14 protein-coding genes are annotated in these 19,077 nt (G+C 68.4%); 12 read left to right on the forward strand and 2 right to left on the reverse strand.

From position 1 onward, the window contains the following. The first annotated feature begins 11 nt into the window (after positions 1-11). Entirely contained in the window at positions 12-2,564 is a 2,553-nt protein-coding gene (locus tag AC5ZH6_RS12660) for an FHA domain-containing protein (protein ID WP_006370156.1), read from the forward strand. A 33-nt stretch (positions 2,565-2,597) separates the two neighbouring features. On the opposite strand, the gene glgP is transcribed toward AC5ZH6_RS12660, so the two are convergent. Continuing rightward, a complete protein-coding gene (glgP, locus tag AC5ZH6_RS12665; RefSeq protein ID WP_170320201.1) occupies positions 2,598-5,153 on the reverse strand; it encodes an alpha-glucan family phosphorylase in 2,556 nt (851 codons plus the stop codon). Between the two features lie 159 nt (positions 5,154-5,312). Between glgP and dop the strand changes: the two genes are divergently transcribed. From dop to AC5ZH6_RS12720, 11 genes are all read left to right on the forward strand, one after another. Further along, positions 5,313-6,812, forward strand: coding sequence for a depupylase/deamidase Dop (gene dop, locus AC5ZH6_RS12670; RefSeq protein ID WP_006370158.1), 1,500 nt, complete (start codon positions 5,313-5,315; stop codon positions 6,810-6,812). Between the two features lie 258 nt (positions 6,813-7,070). Then, a complete protein-coding gene (locus AC5ZH6_RS12675; RefSeq protein ID WP_006370159.1) occupies positions 7,071-7,262 on the forward strand; it encodes a ubiquitin-like protein Pup in 192 nt (63 codons plus the stop codon). Beyond that, a complete protein-coding gene (gene prcB / locus AC5ZH6_RS12680) occupies positions 7,259-8,128 on the forward strand; it encodes a proteasome subunit beta (RefSeq protein WP_006370160.1) in 870 nt (289 codons plus the stop codon). Before AC5ZH6_RS12675 ends, prcB begins: the two co-directional genes overlap by 4 nt. Continuing rightward, positions 8,125-8,940: a proteasome subunit alpha gene (gene prcA, locus AC5ZH6_RS12685; RefSeq protein WP_006370161.1), complete on the forward strand. Its 816-nt coding sequence runs from the start codon at positions 8,125-8,127 to the stop codon at positions 8,938-8,940. Before prcB ends, prcA begins: the two co-directional genes overlap by 4 nt. 84 nt (positions 8,941-9,024) lie before the next feature. Beyond that, the gene (gene pafA, locus AC5ZH6_RS12690) at positions 9,025-10,383 is read left to right on the forward strand and encodes a Pup--protein ligase (protein WP_014360026.1); all 1,359 of its coding nucleotides are present in this window, start codon (positions 9,025-9,027) and stop codon (positions 10,381-10,383) included. Positions 10,384-10,399: 16 nt separating this feature from the next. Beyond that, complete coding sequence (locus tag AC5ZH6_RS12695; protein ID WP_006370166.1) at positions 10,400-11,398, forward strand: helix-turn-helix transcriptional regulator; 999 nt, start codon at positions 10,400-10,402, stop codon at positions 11,396-11,398. Further along, positions 11,398-12,405, forward strand: coding sequence for a helix-turn-helix transcriptional regulator (locus AC5ZH6_RS12700; RefSeq protein WP_006370167.1), 1,008 nt, complete (start codon positions 11,398-11,400; stop codon positions 12,403-12,405). The genes AC5ZH6_RS12695 and AC5ZH6_RS12700 overlap by 1 nt, the downstream gene beginning before the upstream one ends. Before the next feature lie 90 nt (positions 12,406-12,495). Next, complete coding sequence (gene tatA, locus AC5ZH6_RS12705) at positions 12,496-12,768, forward strand: Sec-independent protein translocase subunit TatA (protein ID WP_006370168.1); 273 nt, start codon at positions 12,496-12,498, stop codon at positions 12,766-12,768. A gap of 11 nt (positions 12,769-12,779) precedes the next feature. Beyond that, a complete protein-coding gene (tatC, locus tag AC5ZH6_RS12710; protein WP_006370169.1) occupies positions 12,780-13,775 on the forward strand; it encodes a twin-arginine translocase subunit TatC in 996 nt (331 codons plus the stop codon). A gap of 91 nt (positions 13,776-13,866) precedes the next feature. Further along, positions 13,867-16,707, forward strand: a complete 2,841-nt coding sequence (locus AC5ZH6_RS12715; RefSeq protein ID WP_050955264.1) for a DEAD/DEAH box helicase — start codon at positions 13,867-13,869, stop codon at positions 16,705-16,707. A gap of 231 nt (positions 16,708-16,938) precedes the next feature. Next, positions 16,939-17,994 carry a DUF4333 domain-containing protein gene (locus AC5ZH6_RS12720; protein ID WP_006370171.1) on the forward strand — a complete coding sequence of 352 codons (1,056 nt, stop codon included), beginning with the start codon at positions 16,939-16,941 and terminating at the stop codon, positions 17,992-17,994. 39 nt (positions 17,995-18,033) lie between these two features. Here AC5ZH6_RS12720 and AC5ZH6_RS12725 read toward each other — a convergent pair whose 3' ends face one another. After that, on the reverse strand, positions 18,034-19,002 hold the full coding sequence (locus AC5ZH6_RS12725; protein WP_496169212.1) for a 5'-3' exonuclease: 969 nt from the start codon (positions 19,000-19,002) through the stop codon (positions 18,034-18,036). Positions 19,003-19,077: the final 75 nt, after the last annotated feature.

Below are 19,077 nucleotides of genomic sequence, written 5' to 3' on the forward strand. Positions count from 1 at the left end.
GCAGCGTCTCGATGATCCCCGGCCGGCTGACGGTCGCCGGGATCACGCACCGACTCGGCGATTCGCCACGGGTTCGTATCGGCCGTACCCCCGACAACGACGTCGTCGTGAACCACCCGCTGGTCTCTCGGCATCACCTGTCGATCGAGTGGCGGGGGACCGGCTGGTGGGCTGTCGACGCAGGCAGCACGAACGGCTTCTTCCATGGTCCGCAACGGGTGTCCGAACTGCCACTGACCGGCGGCGCGGGCTTCCGGCTCGGTGACGCGACCACCGGCCCGCTCGTCGAGGTGGCGCTCGACGCCCCGCCGGCGGCGGGCCCCGCCGGGCAGCCGTACGGCGCCGTCGCGCGGCCGGGTTCGCCGGTCCCGCCTCCGCCGCAACCCCCACGACGCCCACCTCCTGCCCCGCCCGGCCCGGCGGGATCCGGTCCACGACCGGTCGCTGCAGGTTCTGCTCGGATACCGATGCGTGTGCCGGCGCCCGGCTCCTACGAACCCGGGGCGGTCGCGCCGATGCCCGCTGAACTCGCCGATGCGCCGCACCTGCAGGCACTCAAGCAGAACGTCTCGGCGATCTACCAGCTGCCCGGACGCGCCGAACGTCCGGGCCGCGAGACGATCTCGCTGGCCGGCTCACAGTCGATCGGCCGCACCCCCGACAACGACATCGTCGTCAGCGACGTACTCGCCTCGCGCCATCACGCCCGGGTGCTGTCCCGACCCGACGGTCTGTACATCGAAGACCTGGGAAGCGTCAACGGTACCTATGTCAACGGCCAACGCGTGCAACGGGTTCGGCTGACCGACGGCAATGTCGTCACCATCGGCAACAGCGACTTCGTGGTGTCCGGCGGAAGCCTGATGCGCGGCCAGTCCCAGGATGTGGTCGCCGGTGGCCTTCAGGTCAACGGTGTGAGCCTCGTCGTCGACGGGGGTAAGAAACTCCTGCAGGACGTCGAGTTCTCGGCCCGACCCGGATCGCTGACCGCGGTGATCGGCCCCTCGGGTGCAGGCAAGTCGACGGTCTCGCGCATCGTCGCCGGGCTGAACTCGCCGACCAGCGGGCGGGTCACCTTCGAGAACCGCAGCGTCCACGAGGAATACGACTCGCTGCGCACCCGGATCGGCATGGTGCCGCAGAAGGACGTCCTGCACCACAAGCTCACCCTGCGCCAGGCCCTGCGCTATGCCGCCGAGCTGCGTCTGCCGCCGGATTTGTCGAAAGCCGACCGCGACAACGTGATCAACGGTGTGCTCGCCGAGCTGCAGCTCACCGAGCACGTCGACACACGCGTCGAGAAGCTCTCCGGCGGCCAGCAGAAACGCGCGTCGGTGGCGATGGAACTGCTCACCGGGCCCTCGCTGCTGATCCTCGACGAGCCCACCTCCGGCCTCGATCCGGCCCTCGACCGCCAGGTGATGTCGACGCTGCGCCGCCTCGCCGACGCCGGCCGCGTGGTCCTGGTGGTCACCCACTCGCTGACCTATCTGTCGATGTGCGACCAGGTGCTGCTGCTGGCGCCGGGCGGAAAGACCGCCTACTGCGGACCGCCGACACAGGTCGGTGCCGCGATGGGCACCTCGGACTGGGCGGAGATCTTCGCCTTCGTCGCCGATGCCCCCGACACCGCGCACATGCGCTATTTGCAGGGCAGACGAGCGCCGACACCACCACCACCGCCGCGACCGCCGGGGCCCCCGATACCGGTGCCGCAGACCAGCTTCACGCGACAGTCGAGCACGATCGGTCGCCGGCAGATACGCCTGATCTTCGCCGACGTCGGCTACCTGGCGTTCCTGGTCCTGCTGCCGGTGGTGCTGGGCCTGCTGACGCTGGTCATCCCGGGCAGCGATGGATTCAACGCCAAGATGGCCGCCGACCCCAACCTGATCCCGCCGCGTCCGGCGGCCAAGGACCCGGTCGAGGCGGTGCAGATCCTCGTCGTGCTGGTGGTGGGGGCGGCGTTCATGGGTGCGGCGTTGACGATGCGCGACCTGGTCGGCGAGCGCGACATCTTCGAACGCGAACGGGCGGTCGGGCTGCGACCGGGCGCCTACCTGTGGGCCAAGGTGGTGGTGTTCTTCTGCACCGCGATGCTGCAGAGCGCGGTGATGGTCGCGATCACCTTCGCCGGCCGTGGGCTGCCGCATCTCGGTGGTCCGCTGGTGCCGCCGCCGGTGGCCCTGTTCGTTGCGATCGCCGCGCTGGCGTGCGTGTCGACCCTGGTCGGTCTGGCGATCTCGGCGGCGGTTCGCTCGCAGGAGCAGGCGATGCCACCGCTGGTGATCATCATCATGGTGCAGTTGGTGTTCTGCGGTGGCCTGTTCGCGCTGGACAAGCCCGGCCTACAACAGCTCTCGTGGATCTTCCCGTCGTACTGGGGCTACGTGGCGTCGGCGGGCGCAGTCGATCTGCCCACGATCAATCCCGACGCGACCCAGAAGGTCTCACTCTGGCAGACCTCACCCGCTCACGCCGGACTGGCGTTCGGGGTGCTGCTGGTGATCGCGGTGATCCTGTATGTGTTCACCTATTCGCGTCTGCGGCTCAAGAAGCGCTGAGCCGCAGACGCGGGGGTCTCCGAGCCGTCTCTCTCACCCGCCGGCCGGCGCCGGGTACCGCACGAGTCCGAGTTCGGCGTCGTCGGCGAGCAGCCGCTGGCGCGGCAACACACGCGCGGTGTAACCGAGCACACCGGAACGGTGCGGGGTGATCGTCGTGGTGAAGGCCACCCGACCCGAGGCGTCGGGACCACCGGCCGGGCTCATCGGCGACACGGTCGGCTCGACGATGTCGCCGGCGTCGTCGACCCGACCGAGAACCGCTTCGACCGTCACCTCGTCGGCAGCCATCCCGCCGAGACCGACCTGGGCGGTCAGCTGTAGTTGCCGGGCACCCGGGTCGCCGGACTCGTCGAGCCCCGCGATCATCACCGACGGCCACGCCGCCTCGACGCGCCTGCGATAGGCGGCGAGGTCGCGGGCGGCCGCGTAGTCGTCGGCGACCGCGGCCGTGAATGACTGGGCCGCAGGCGCATACAGCTCGGTGGTGTAGTCACGAACCATCCGGGACGCGAGCACCTTCGGACCGAGAACCGAGAGCGTGTGCCGGACCATCTCGACCCATCGCTCGGGCAGGCCGCTGGTCTCACGCGCGTAGAACAACGGGATGACCGAGTTCTCCAGTAGCGAATACAGTGCCTCGGCCTCGAGGTCGTCGCGCCGGTTCTCGTCGGTGACGCCCTCGGCCGACGGGATGGCCCAGCCGTTCTCGCCGTCGGCCATCTCGTCCCACCATCCGTCGAGGATCGACAGATTCAGGCCGCCGTTGAGCGCCGACTTCATCCCCGAGGTACCGCAGGCCTCCATCGGCCGCACCGGGTTGTTGAGCCAGACGTCGCAGCCGGCGTAGATGTGCCGCGCCATCGAGATGTCGTAATCGGGCAGGAACACGATGCGATCGCGGATCGCCGGGTCCTCGGTGAAACGCACCACCTGCTGGATGAGCGCCTTGCCGCCGTCGTCGGCCGGGTGCGCCTTGCCCGCGATGACCAGTTGCACCGGACGCTGCGGGTCGGTGAGGATGCGCTTGAGACGGTCGGGATCGCGCAGCATGAGCGTGAGCCGCTTGTAGGTCGCGGCGCGGCGCGCGAAGCCGATGGTCAGCACCTCGGGGTCGAAAAGATCAGCGGTCCAGGATAATTCGACCTCACTGAATCCGCGGTCCCGGCCGCTGGCGTGTGCGCGTCGGCGGACCTCGTCGACCAGCCCGCCGCGCAGCGTCTGCCGGGTCTTCCACAGATCGGCCGCCGACAATTCGGCGTACCGGGATGCCGCCGAGTCCTCGTCGGCGCCGACGAGTTCGCGCCAGGGGCGCGCGACCCACGTGAAGCCGTGCACGCCATTGGTGATCGCCCCGATCGGCACCTCGTCGGCGTCGAAGCCCGGCCAGAGCCCGGCGAACATCTCTCGGCTGACCTCGCCGTGCAGCTGCGACACCCCGTTCGACCGCTGGCCGAGCCGAAAACCCATGTGCGCCATGTTGAACACGCCGGGATCACCCTCATTGCCGAGTTCGAGGACCGTCGCCGCGGACAGGCCGGGCAGCAACCGGGACCCACCACCGGGGTCGGCGTCGAGGTAGAACGAGACCAGGTCCTTGCCGAAACGGTCGATGCCTGCGGGGACCGGGGTGTGGGTGGTGAAGATGTTGGACGCGCGCACCACCGACTCCGCGGAGCCGACGTCGAGGCCCGACTCGACGAGTTCGCGCACGCGTTCGGAGCCGAGGAAGCCCGCATGTCCCTCGTTCATGTGGAACACCGTGGGCTCGGGGCGGCCGGTGGCCGCGATGAAGGCGCGCAGGGCGCGCACCCCGCCGATGCCGAGCAGGATCTCCTGTTTGATCCGATGATCCTGGTCGCCACCGTAGAGCCGGTCGGTCACCGAACGCAGTTCATCGTCGTTGGCCGGGATGTCGGTGTCGAGCAGCAGCAACGGGATCCGGCCCACGGTCGCGACCCAGACCTGGGCGTGCAGGGTGCGTCCGCCGGGCATCGACACGGTCACGTCGACCGGATGCTCGCCGTCGGTCAGCAGGTCCAGCGGCAGCAGCCCCGGATCGTTGACGGGGTATCGCTCGATCTGCCACCCGTCGTGCGAGAGGCTCTGCCGGAAGTAGCCCGAGCGGTAGAACAGGCCGACCCCGATGAGCGGCAGGCCCAGATCCGAGGCCGCCTTGAGATGGTCGCCGGCCAGGATGCCCAGGCCGCCGGAGTAGATCGGCAGCACCTCGGAGATGCCGAATTCCATCGAGAAGTAGGCGATACCCGGGGGCATCGGCACCCCGTCGCGTTCCTGACGGCCGAACCACTGCGGTTCGGCCCGATAGGTGTCGAGCTCTGCGCGCAGTGCTTCGAGCCGACCGCGGAAGCCGTCGTCGTCGGCGAGCTCGGCCAGTCGCGCCGGATCGACCTCGGCGAGCAGGCGTAGTGGATCGGCGAAGGACTGCCACAGATCGGGGTCGATCGTGGCGAACAGATCCTGGGTGTCGCTGTGCCACACCCAGCGCAGATTGCGGGCCAGGACGTCGAGGTCGGCGAGCGGGGCCGGGAGCGGTACGCGGACGGTGAACCGGCGGAAGGCTTTCACGGCGTAGACGCTACCGACGTCGGCGACCGGACGCACCGCAAGCGGGGCGGGCGTTCATCAGCTCGTCCCGATCCCGACACACGGTGCATGCGTGCCGACCAACGATGCCCAGGTGGGTGGGATCGGTGGCGTCGGCCTCCGACCTCTACGCTCGGATGCATGCAGCGAATCATCGGCACCGAGGTCGAGTACGGTATCTCGGCTCCGGGGGACCCGACCGCGAATCCGATCATGACCTCCACCCAGGCGGTGCTGGCCTACGCCGCGGCCGCGGGGGTGCCCCGCGCCAAGCGCACGCGCTGGGATTACGAGGTGGAGTCGCCGCTGCGTGACGCGCGCGGATTCGACCTCGGCCGCGGCTCGGGTCCGGCACCGATCATCGACGCCGACGAGATCGGGGCGGCGAACATGATCCTCACCAACGGCGCGCGCCTCTACGTCGATCACGCCCATCCCGAGTACTCCGCGCCCGAGGTCACCGACCCGATGGATGCGGTGATCTGGGACAAGGCGGGGGAGCGGGTCATGGAGGCCGCCGCACGCCACGTCGCGAGTGTGCCCGGCGCCCCGCGTCTGCAGCTCTACAAGAACAACATCGACGGCAAGGGTGCCTCGTACGGCACCCACGAGAACTATCTGATGAACCGGGAGACCCCGTTCACCGCGGTCATCGGCGGTCTCACGACGTTCTTCGCCTCGCGTCAGGTGATCACCGGCTCCGGCCGCGTCGGCATCGGACAGTCCGGCGACGAGGCGGGATACCAGCTCTCGCAGCGCTCCGACTACATCGAGGTCGAGGTGGGGCTGGAGACCACCCTCAAACGCGGGATCATCAACACCCGTGACGAGCCGCACGCCGACCCGGAACGCTATCGGCGTCTGCACGTCATCATCGGCGACGCGAATCTCGCCGAGACCGCCACCTACCTCAAGGTCGGCACCACCTCGCTGGTGCTCGATCTCATCGAGGCCGGAGTCGATTTCTCCGACCTCGAACTCGCGCGCCCCGTGCAGGCGGTGCACACGATCAGTCACGATCCGAGCCTGGCCGCGACCGTCGCGTTGACCGACGGGCGCGAACTCACCGGCCTGGCGCTGCAGCGTGAGTATCTCGACCGGTGCGTCGGGTTCCACGAGCGGGAACACTCCGACGACGAGCGGGCCATGCACGTCCTGGCCACGTGGGCCGATGTCCTCGACCGTCTCGAACGGGATCCGCTCGAGTGCGCCGACATCCTCGACTGGCCGGCGAAGCTGCGGATCCTGGAGGGCTTCCGGCAGCGCGAGGGCCTCGGCTGGTCGGCGCCTCGCCTGCAGTTGATCGATCTGCAGTACTCCGACGTGCGCCTGGAGAAGGGTCTTTACAACCGGCTCGTCGCGCGCGGATCGATGAAACGTCTGGTCGACGAGGCTCAGGTGACGCGGGCGATCACCGAACCGCCGACCAACACCCGCGCCTACTTCCGTGGGGAGTGCCTGCGACGCTTCGGCGCCGACGTCGCCGCGGCGAGCTGGGATTCGGTGATCTTCGATCTCGGCGGCGACTCGTTGGTGCGTATCCCGACGCTGGAGCCGTTGCGCGGCAGCCGAGCCCACGTGGGCAAGCTCCTCGACTCCGTCGACTCCGCGGCCGACCTCGTCGAGCAGCTCACGACCTGATCGACGTCGCGGACGTCGTCGTGTTCCGACCGCCCAGAACGGGTCTGCGCCGGTAGTGTGGTCATACACCAGCGAGCGGGTACGACGACAACCCGTATACGGCTCGGGTGATGGTGGCACGGCGTGTTCGCGTCGCACCGCGATGCAGGAGGAGGAGACCAGTGAGCGCAGCGAGCGACGTCTCCGACGACGAAGAGTGGTGCTCTCGGGCGTGAACACACGCGAAGCCGGAGGCTTCGCCAACACTAAGGAGTGCAGATGGCGCAGGAACAGACCAAGCGCGGCGGCGGCGGGGACGACGACGATCTCGGCTCGGACGGCGGTGCGGGTCAGGAACGTCGCGAGAAGCTGACCGAGGACACCGATGATCTGCTCGACGAGATCGACGACGTGCTCGAGGAGAACGCCGAGGACTTCGTGCGTGCCTATGTCCAGAAGGGCGGCCAGTGAGCGACGGGTTCGATTCACTGTTCCCCAATCCCGTACGGCGACCGGCTCTTTCCCTTGGCGCGGACATCTCTTCGTTCAGTGACTACCTCCGGGTGCACGCTCCGGAGCAGTTGCCGGGGGCGCGAGCACAGCACATGAGCGCCGCGACCGACACCTCCGAGATCCCGCACGGCACCACCATCGTGGCGGTCAGCTATCCGGGCGGGGTGGTGCTCGCCGGCGACCGGCGAGCGACCATGGGCAATCTCATCGCCACGCGGGATGTGCAGAAGGTCTACATCACCGACGAGTATTCGGCGGCCGGTATCGCCGGTACCGCGGGTATCGCGATCGAGATGATCCGGTTGTTCACCGTGGAGCTCGAGCACTACGAGAAGATCGAGGGTGTGCCGCTGACGCTGGACGGCAAGGTGAGCCGGCTGGCCTCGATGGTGCGCGGCAATCTCGGTGCGGCGCTTCAGGGTCTGGCCGCGATCCCGCTGCTGGTCGGTTACGACATCGATCACGACGACCCGACCGAGCGCGGTCGGATCTTCTCCTTCGACGTCGCGGGCGACCGTCACGAGGAGTTCGGCGGATATACCGCCATCGGTTCCGGATCGGTGTTCGCCAAATCGTCGCTGAAGAAGCTCTACCGCCGTGATCTCGACGCCGACGGCGCGCTGGCGGTGGCCGTGGAGGCCCTCTACGACGCTGCCGACGACGACACCGCCACCGGTGGTCCCGATCTGGTTCGCAAGATCTTCCCGCTGGCGGTCGTGGTGGGTGCGCAGGGTGCCCACGAGGTCGACTCGGAGGCCATCGAGGCGGCCGCGCGTGCGATCATCGACCGCCGCGCCGCCGAGCACGAAGGAGATCCGCGGTGACCTTTCCGTATTACGCAAGTGCCGAGCAGATCATGCGCGACCGCTCGGAGTTGGCGCGCAAGGGTATTGCCCGCGGCCGCAGTGTGGTCATCCTGACCTACGCCGACGGTGTGCTGTTCGTCGCGGAGAACCCGTCGAACACGCTGCGCAAGACCAGTGAGATCTACGATCGCATCGGATTTGCCGCCGTCGGTAAGTACAACGAGTTCGAGAGTCTGCGCAAGGCCGGGATCCAGCTCGCGGACATGCGTGGTTACAGCTATGACCGCAACGATGTGTCGGCGCTGAGCCTGGCCAACACCTATGCCAACGCACTCGGATCGGTGTTCACCGAACAGGCCAAGCCCTACGAGGTCGAACTCTGCGTCGCCGAGGTGGCCCGACCCGGTAAGCCGAAGCCCTCGCAGCTGTACCGGATCGGCTACGACGGCTCGATCTCCGACGAGACGCGGTTCCTGGTGATGGGCGGTGCCACCGAATCCATCGCGGCCGCCCTCAAGGACAGCTATGCGGCGGACCTCGATCTCGCGCATGCACTGTCGGTGGCTGTCGCCGCGCTGGCGACCCCCACCGACACGGGTAACGGTGCCGCGGCCACGCCCCGGGAACTCACGCCGGGTGATCTCGAGGTCGCGATCCTCGACCGCAATCGGCCCCGGCGGGCGTTCAAGCGGCTCACCGCCGCACGCGTCGCGGAGTTGCTCGCGAGTGTCGACGGAGCCGGCACCGATGGCGTCGGCACCGATGGCGTCGGCACCTCGGATGAGCCGGGTGAGTCCACCGCGGGTTCCACCGATCCCGCGCCGCAGTGAGCACTTTCTTCCCGGCTGCGGATGGGGATTTCGCGTCGCGCGTCCGGCAGGTCGCCGGGGCGGCGCGCGGGTAGGGTTGATCACGTGCAGCGTCGAATCATGGGCATCGAGACGGAATTCGGTGTCACGTGCACCTTCCACGGTCATCGTCGGCTCAGTCCGGACGAGGTGGCCCGCTATCTGTTCCGGCGGGTTGTCTCGTGGGGCCGGTCGTCGAATGTGTTCCTGCAGAACGGCGCGCGGCTCTACCTCGACGTCGGGTCGCATCCGGAGTACGCGACCGCCGAATGCGACGGTCTGGTCCAGCTGATCAACCACGACCGGGCGGGTGAACTCGTCCTCGAGGATCTGCTGATCGACGCCGAGCAGCGCCTGGCCGACGAGGGCATCGGTGGTGACATCTACCTGTTCAAGAACAACACCGATTCGGCCGGCAACTCCTACGGATGCCACGAGAACTATCTGGTGGTGCGGGCGGGCGAGTTCTCCCGCATCTCCGATGTGCTGTTGCCGTTCCTGGTGACCCGGCAGCTGATCTGCGGCGCGGGGAAGGTGCTGGCCACCCCGAAGGCGGCGACCTTCTGTCTGTCGCAGCGCGCCGAGCACATCTGGGAGGGTGTGTCGTCGGCGACCACGCGCTCCCGCCCGATCATCAACACCCGCGACGAGCCGCACGCCGACGCCGAGAAGTACCGGCGGCTGCACGTCATCGTCGGCGATTCCAACATGGCGGAGATGACGACGCTGCTCAAGGTCGGCTCGGCGGCATTGGTGCTGGAGATGATCGAGGCCGGCGTGGTGTTCCGGGATTTCGCGCTGGACAACCCGATTCGTGCCATCCGCGAGGTCAGCCATGACCCCACGGGGCGTCGCCCGGTCCGGCTCGCCGGTGGTCGGCAGGCCAGCGCCCTGGACATCCAGCGCGAGTATCACGCGCGCGCCGTCGAACACCTGGTGAACCGGCGCCCGGATCCGGAGATGGACATGGTCGTCGATCTGTGGGGCCGGATGCTCGACGCGGTGGAGAGCGGCGACTTCTCCGGGGTGGACACCGAGATCGACTGGGTGATCAAGCGCAAGCTGTTCGAGCGCTACCAGGACCGGTACTCGATGGATCTGTCCGACCCGAAGATCGCGCAACTCGACCTGGCCTTCCACGACATCAAACGCGGTCGCGGTGTCTTCGACGTCCTGTCCCGCAAGGGTCTGGTCCGCCGGATCACCACCGACGAGGCGATCAAGACCGCGGTGAACGAACCGCCGCAGACCACCCGGGCCAAACTGCGTGGCGACTTCATCTCCGCGGCGCAGAAGGCGGGTCGCGATTTCACCGTCGACTGGGTCCACCTCAAACTGAACGATCAGGCGCAACGAACGGTGCTGTGCAAGGACCCGTTCCGGTCGGTCGACGAGCGCGTCGATCGCCTGATCGCGTCCATGTGAGTCGTAGGCTCGACGGGTGGCAACCAAGGTCTCGAAGGTCGAGCGGCTCCTCAATCTGGTGATCTGCCTGCTGGCGACCAAGCAGTTCGTCACCGCCGAGTACATCCGACGCAATGTGGTCGGCTACCACGACGACGGACAGTCGGCCGAGGCATTCAACCGGATGTTCGAACGCGACAAGACCGAGTTGCGGGAGTTGGGCATTCCGCTGGTGACCGGGCCCTCGGCGATGGGGCAGGGGCTCGACGGGTATCGCATCAATCGTGACAGTTACGAGTTGCCCGACATCTCCTTCGACCGGGACGAGGCCGCGGCGATCGCGATGGCGGCCACGCTGTGGGACACCCCGGAGATCTCGGCCATCTCGCAGACCGCGGTCCTCAAGTTGCGGGCCGCAGGGTTCGACGTCCGCGCCGACGACGAGATCGGCGTCTCCGCGGGTGATTCGGCGAGGTCGATGGGCAGTGAGGCGACCCTCGGTGCGTTGTTGCCGGCGATCGAGGCGCAACGCGCGGTGACTTTCACCTACCGGGCCGGATCGGGATCGGTGGGGATGCCGCGGACCCTCGAACCGTGGGGTGTGGTCACCCATCGGGGCCGCTGGTATGTCGTCGGCCACGATCGGGACCGCGCCGACACCCGCACCTTCCGGCTGAGCCGACTCACCGACGTGACGGCTGTCGGCGAGCCGGGCTCGGTGACCGTCCCCGACGGCACCGATCTGCAGGCGATCGTGGCCTCGGCGGTCGAATCCGCAGCCGGAGCCGACGGCCGTACGGCGCGGGTATGGGTGGCGCATGGGCGCGCCGCGGGCCTACGGCGACATGCGACCGGCCAGACCGCGCAGGACCACGACGGCGAACCCGGCGACATCCTCGACATCGAGATCGGCTCGCTGACCGGTCTCGCGCGGATGGTGCTCGGCGCGGGCGCCGACGCGGTGGTGCTCTCGCCACCGGAACTGAGGCAGATCGTCATCGATGCTCTGGACACCCTGACGCAGGTGAGTGCCTGATGGCCCAGGCTGCACCGTCCCGGTTGAGCCGCCTGCTTGCGCTCGTCCCGTATTTCCTTGCCCACGACGGCATCTCGATCGATCAGGCGGCGGCCGATCTCGGGGTGACCGAGCGCCAGCTGACCAAGGACCTCGAGCAACTGTTCGTGTGCGGCCTGCCGGGCTACTACCCGGACGATCTCATCGAGGTCGAGTTCAGCGAGGGCCACGTACACGTCGGATTCACCGCGGGGATGGACCGGCCGCTGCGGCTCACCCCGACCGAGGCCAGCATCCTGCTGGTGGCATTGCGTGCGCTCGTCGACACCCCGGGTGTTCTCGACCGCGAAGCGGCCGGGCGGGCCATCGCCAAGATCGAGCAGGCGGTCGGTGCCCCGGCACCCGGTGCCGCCGGGGGTTCCGGACTCGTACCTCTCACCTCGGCCTCCGGCGACGATCTCACCGAGTCACCCCGTTATCGCATCGTGCGGGAGGCGGTGCGGTCGAGCCGTGCCCTGGCGTTGAACTACTACTCGGCGAGCCGCGACGTGGTGACCCGGCGGATCATCGACCCGATCTCGCTGCAGGCCGTCGACGGTCACACCTATCTGCAGGCGTGGTGCCGCGAGAGCGAGGGCGTCCGGCTGTTCCGCTTCGACCGGATCGACGAGGCGGTGATGCTCGACGAACCGGCCGCACCGCCCGATCAGGCACGCCACACCGTGCAGTCGCCGATTCTCACCGAGAACCCGGACCTTCCGTCGGTGGACATCGAGATCGACTCCTCGGAGTTGTGGATTCTCGACTACTACACCGTCGAACCACTCGAACCGATCGAGAATCGGCCCGATCCGTCCGCGCCGGTCCGGGCTCGCCTGGTCTACGGCTCGGCGGACTGGTTGACCCGCTTCCTCCTCGGATTCGGTGGGCGTGTGCGCGTCGTCGACGACGCCGACATGGCGACGGCGATCGGCGTCGAGGCCGCGCGCGCCCGGGCTCGCTATACGACCGGCCCGGCGGGGGCGTGATCACGAGTCGTCGCACTTGCGGTGACGGGCGGCCCGGGGTGCGGGGTACGATGGCGCTCGGGCCGAGAAATGACGGGGAAAGGTAGTTCAATGGGTGCAATGTCATGGTGGCACTGGGTCATCGTGCTGGTGGTTCTGGTGCTGTTGTTCGGATCGAAGAAGCTGCCCGACGCCGCACGCGGACTCGGCCAGTCAATGCGGATCTTCAAGAGCGAAGTGCAGGAGATGCAGAAGGACGGGGAGACCCGACCGACCGCAGCCGAACCCGCCCCGCCGCGTGAACTGCCGACCTCCTCGGAGACGCCGACGCACAACGCGGCCGCTCCGAACGCGCCGGCCGACAACACGAAGAAGTCCGCCTAGGCGCGTACGGCGTGCGGATCCCACTCGACCCGCGTAAGCGACAACGCAAGCTCAACCCCGACGGCACCATGCCGTTGGTCGAGCATCTGCAGGAGCTTCGGTACCGACTCCTCGTGGCGATGGCGGCCATCGTCGTCACCACGATTGTCGGCTTCATCTGGTACTCGCACGGCATTCCCGGCATCTCATCCCTCGGCGATCTGCTGCGCGAACCCTACTGTTCGCTGCCGCCGTCGACCCGGGCGACGCTGACCGCCGACGGTAGCTGTCGGCTCCTCGCGACCGGCCCCTTCGACCAGTTCATGTTGCGTCTGAAGGTCGCGCTGACCGCCGGCATGGTGCTGGCCTGCCCCGTCTGGCTGTATCAGATCTGGCAGTTCGTGACCCCCGGCCTGCACGCCAACGAACGCAAGTACGCGATGAGTTTCGTCTCCGCGGCGGCGGTGTTGTTCGTCGGTGGCGCCGTGATGGCGTACCTGGTGGTGGCCAAGGCTTTTCACTTCCTGTTGACCGTCGGTAACGACGTGCAGGTGACCGCTCTGGCCGGTGACCAGTACTTCGGCTTCATGATCCACCTGCTGATCATCTTCGGCGTGAGCTTCGAACTCCCGCTGCTCATCGTCGCGCTCAACCTCGTCGGGGTCGTCAGCTATCAGAAGCTCAAGGCGTGGCGGCGCGGGCTCATCTTCACCATGTTCGTCTTCGCGGCGATCGTCACCCCCGGCCAGGACCCGTTCACGATGCTGTCGTTGTCCCTGGCGTTGACGGTGCTGCTCGAGGTAGCCATCCAGATCGCCCGCGTCAACGATCGCCGCAAGACCCGCCGCACCCAGGAGTGGGACGCCTTGTCCGACGACCAGGCCAGCACGATCCCCGCGCCGTCCGCGCCGCCGGTGGCCTCGCGGCTGGAGCCGGCCGTCGGCGTGAGCACCGGGAGCCGCCCCACCGAGCAGGGCACGCCGCGTGCCCGGGTGCGCGACGCATCCACCTTCGACGACATCCTCTGACCCACCGACCTCTCACCGGCCACGTCTCACCGGGCCACGACGGAGCTGCACAGAGAGCACCGATGGCCTCGAAGGTGACATGCTGGTGTCGATGACTTCCTCGGACCGGCTCGACGCCCCCTCCGCCACCGCGGGTTCGGCGTTCGACACCTTCGTCGCCCGCCTGGACTTCCGTCTCGACGATTTCCAGATCCGCGCCTGCCACGCTCTGGAGAGCGGCCACGGCGTCCTCGTCTGTGCCCCCACCGGTGCGGGCAAGACCATCGTCGGTGAGTTCGCCGTGCACCTGGCGCTCGCGTCGGGCAGCAAGTGTTTCTACACCACGCCGATCAAGGCATTGAGCAACCAGAAGTACGCCGACCTGGTCGCGGTGCACGGTGCCGCGTCGGTCGGGCTGCTCACCGGCGACACCTCGATCAACTCCGACGCGCCGGTGGTGGTGATGACCACCGAGGTTGTGCGCAACATGATCTACGCGAATTCGCCGGCGCTGAACGGCCTGTCGCATGTGGTGATGGACGAGGTGCACTTCCTCGCCGACCGGTTCCGCGGCGCGGTGTGGGAAGAGGTCATCCTGCATCTCGAGCCCTCGGTACGGGTGGTCAGCCTGTCGGCGACGGTGAGCAACGCCGAGGAGTTCGGCGAGTGGATCCAAACGGTCCGAGGCGACACCACGGTCATCGTCGACGATCACCGGCCGGTGCCGCTGACCCAACACATGCTGGTCGGCAGCCGCCTGTTCGATCTGTTCGACTCCCGCGGTGCGGCAGGTGATCATCGGCCGAAGGTCAATCCCGAGTTGAAGCGTTTCATCCGCCACCGGATGCTCCTCGACGACGACGATGACCAGCGCGGGCGCCGCGGGCGGGGCCGTCCCCGACGCAAGCCGGGTCCGCCCCGGCCGCAGGTCGTCGCACGTTTGGAGAAGGAAGGTCTGCTGCCCGCGATCGGGTTCATCTTCTCCCGCGCGGGTTGTGACGGCGCGCTGGCGCAGTGTCTGCGGTCGGGTCTGAACCTGCTCACCCCCGATCAGGTCGCGGCGGTGGACGACGTGGTGGATCGGCATCTGACCGAACTCTCACCCGCCGATGCCGATGTCCTCGGTGTCGACGAGTGGCGGGCGGGTCTGCGACGTGGGTTCGCCGCCCATCACGCCGGTCTGTTGCCGACCTTCCGGCACACGGTCGAGGAGCTGTTCGTCCGCGGACTGGTGCGTATGGTGTTCGCCACCGAGACCCTGGCGCTGGGCATCAACATGCCCGCCCGGTCGGTGGTACTCGAGCGGCTCGTCAAGTTCAACGGCGAGGCGCACGTGGACCTCAGCCCCGGGGAATTCACCCAGCTGACCGGCCGCGCCGGTCGACGCGGGATCGACGTCGAGGGACACGCGGTGATCGTGTGGTCACCGGAACTGATCCCGGAGCAGGTCGCCGGGCTGGCCGGTGCGCGCACCTTCCCGCTGCGGAGTTCCTTTGCGCCGGAATACAACATGGCGGTGAATCTGATCGGGCGACTCGGCCTCGCCGGGTCGCGCGACCTGCTCAACCGCTCCTTCGCACAGTTCCAGGCAGACCGTTCGGTGGTCGGTCAGGCGCGCAAGGTCGACGAGATGAGCCGCCAGTTGCGGCGCCTCGACGTCGAGCTCGCCGGTGCTGCGCAGCGCCGGGGGATCGATCCGGGACCGATCGGCGTCGACGCGGACACGGCCGGCCCCGCAGACGCTGCAGAGGTCGCGCACGGCTCCGAGGAACCCTACGCAGGCTTCCTCGGATACATCACCCTGCGTGAGGACATCCGTCGCCGCGAACGGGATCTGCGGTTCCGGCGTCGCGTCGAGGGTCGGGACGCGATCGCCGACGAACTCGCCTCGCTCAAACGGGGTGCGGTCATCGGTGTGCCGACGGGGCGCCATCGCGGGATCGCGGTGGTGTTGGAGACCGCCGGGGCGCCGGTCGACCCGAAACCCCTGGTGCTCACCGAGGACGCCTGGTGTGGTCGCGTCGGGGTCGCCGATTTCGTCAATCCGCCGGAGGTCCTCGGCGGAATGCGCTTGCCGCGCAACGCCGATCGTCGTACCGGGCGAGGTCGCCGCGACCTCGCGACGGCGCTGCGCTCCACCGGTATCGAGATGCCCCGGGGGCGCGGGAGCAAGAAGCGTGCCGAGGCCGCCGACGACGCCGAATTGAAGCGGCTCCGGCACGCGCTGAAGGCGCATCCCGCCCACGGCATCGAGGCCTCCGACGATCTGTTCCGGCTGGCCGAACGACGCAATCGGCTGTTGCGCGACATCGTCGACGCGCAGGCGCGGATCGGTGCGCGCACCTCGACGCTGGGTGTCACCTTCGACCACATCGTCGGGGTGCTCAGTGAACTCGGCTATGTGGAGTACGTCGACGAGACCGTGCGTGTCACGCCGACCGGCGAGGTGCTCAGCCGGATCTACAGCGAGAGCGACCTGGTGGTCACCGAGTGCATCCGGGCGGGGATCTGGGACAAGCTCTCACCGCCGGACCTGGCGGCCGTCGTCGCCGCGATGGTCTTCGAGTCGCGCCGCGAGAGTTATTCCGGCGCCGACGCGATGAGCGGCAATCCGGCACTGCGCACGGCGATCGCCGACACCGTCGGGATCTGGCGATCGGTGACCGCCGTCGAGTCACGCCACCACGTCTCGCCGACCCGTGAACCCGACACCGGCTTCTCCGTTGCGGTCTCGCTGTGGGTGTCGGGCCGGTCGCTGACCGAGGCGCTCGCCGCGGCCGGTGAACGCGGACATCTGCTCTCGCCCGGAGATTTCGTCCGATGGAATCGACAGGTCGTCGACCTGCTCGAACAGATCCGACTGTGCGTGGGTGAGGACTCGCCGCTGGCGCGCCCCGCGCGCGTCGCGGTGGGGGCCATCCGCCGCGGCGTGGTCGCTGCCGAACTGGGCTGACCGTCGATATTCGGTCGTCCGATCGACACCATTCGTCGCCGTCGGGCGCATTGAGTGATCGAGGGCGGTCGCTGGGGTAACGTTTCTTGCTGATCGGGCCGGTGGGCGACCTCCCGCGCTGATGCCGGCGGACAGGCCGGGTGCACCTCGGGGGGAGTTCGCCGACCATGGAGTCGGGCGAATCGGCGACACGCGCACGCCAAGCGGCGCAGCGAAGGCGGGAGACCACAGATGACCAATCCGGAAGACCCCAGCAACAAGGTTCCGGGCACACCGGCGGCGGGTGACGCGGGTCCGGGCAACCCTGCCACACCCGACTCCGGCGCGAACCCGACCGGACCCGCATCCGACGGCAAGACCGAGGTCGTGCAGATTCCGGGTCACGTGCAGCAACCGCCGCAGGCGCCGCCGACCACGGCCACTCCCGCCGGATACCCTGCCCAGCCCGCCCAACCCCAGCAGCCCGCTCCTCCCCAACAACCCGGCCAGCCGGCACAGCCGGGATACCCTGCACCTGGTTACGGAACCCCCTCGGCGCCAACGGGATTCGGCGACGGGAGCGGACAGCAGTACAACCCGACCCAGATGGCGCCCACCAGCCAGCCGCAGCAGTATGGGGGGCAGCCCGCACAGTTCGGCCAGGCCCAGCCCCATGGTCAGCCCCAGCAGTTCGGTCAGCCCCAGCCGTACGGCCAGCAGCCCGGCCAGGCGAGTGCGCCGTACGGCGCTGCCGCCCAAGCGCCATACGGCGCTGCCGCCCAAGCGCCGTACGGCGCTGCGGCCCCGCAGGCGGGTGCGCCGTATGGCCAGCAGCCGGGGACCACGCCCTACGGGGCACAGAGTCAGCCGGGTACCGCGGGTTTCGGTCAGTTCGGCCAGCCGCAACCGGGACAGCCCGGACAGCCGGGCCCCTACGGGGCGTATGGAGCACCCGGCGACCAGTTCGCCGGCATGGCCGCACCCGCGCAGAAGAAGGGGCTCTGGAAGGGGCTGATCGCGGTCGGCGCAGTCCTGATCGTCGCGGCGATCGCAATCGTGGTCACCGGCTGGCTGTGGTGGTGGCCGCGGGAACTGGATCAGACCGCCGCGCAGAACGGTGTCAAACAGGTACTCACCGAGCAGTATCAGGCCAGCGACGTCTCCGATGTGAGCTGCCCCTCCGGCCAGAAGGTCAAGAAGGGCAACTCCTTCACATGCACCGTGACCGTCGGCGGCCAGAAACAGAACGTCAAGGTCACCTTCCTCGACGACGACGGCAAGTACCAGGTGGCGCGACCGACCAGCTGAGCCGACCGGGGCCACACCACGACATGCGGCCGGACGCGATCAGCGCGGCACGTCGAGATCCCACCCCAGAGCCTTGGACAAGCGGCCGACGGATGACCCGATCCCCAGTTCGGCCGCGAGTTCGACCAGACACTCCGGATCCGCCGGTGCCGCGGGTAGGCGGTCGCCGTCGGTGCTCTCCACGGTCTCCGCGTCGGTGCGGACGAAGACCACCGTGCGTGCAGCGCTCAGATAGTCGGCGGAAGCGATGAGCGCCTTGCGGTTTCGCGGCGTCAATGCCGACGACGGATCGGCGGCCGCGGTCTCGAGCTCGTCGAGTCCGCCGTACTCGTAGATGAGCTTGGCCGCGGTCTTCTCGCCGATCCCGCTCACCCCGGGCAGACCATCGGACGGATCTCCTCGCAGGATCGACATCTCCGCATACGCCGCACCGGCACGCTCGCTGGGCACGCCGTATTTCTCGCCGACCTCCACCGGACCCATCATCTCCGCCTTCGCCAGTCCGCGTCCCACATAGAGAACACGCACCCGGACCGGATCGTCGGCGACGACCTGCAGCAGATCCCGGTCGCCGCTCACCACGATCACGTCGTCGGTGGACTCGGCGAACGCCAGCGTGCCGATCACGTCGTCGGCCTCGCAGCCTGCTGCACCGGAGGTGGCGATTCCGGCCGCGGCGAGTACGTCGAGGATCATGTCGACCTGCGGGGTGAGGGTGTCCGGAACCTCCTCGATATCAACGGTTGTGGAGCCACTACCGTGGGCGTCGCCGCCCGGCTGGGCGACCCGGTGCGCCTTGTACGAGGGGATGAGGTCGGTCCGAAACGACGGTCGCCAGTCGAGATCGAGGCAGACCACCAGTCGCGTCGGTTCTTCGCGCGTCACCAGGGTGGCGATGGTGTCGAGAAAACCGCGGACGGCGTTGACGGGCCGGCCGTCGGGCGCGGTCATCTTCTCCGGCAGCGCGAAGAAGGAGCGGAACCACAAGCTGGCGCCGTCGAGCAGCATCAGGGTGCCGTGGGTGGATCGTCCGGTGTCGGTCACGCCCACAACTCTGTCATCCGCGCGGCACTCCCACGCCGG

The sequence above is a fragment of the Gordonia sp. YC-XJ4 genome, assembly GCF_059511865.1.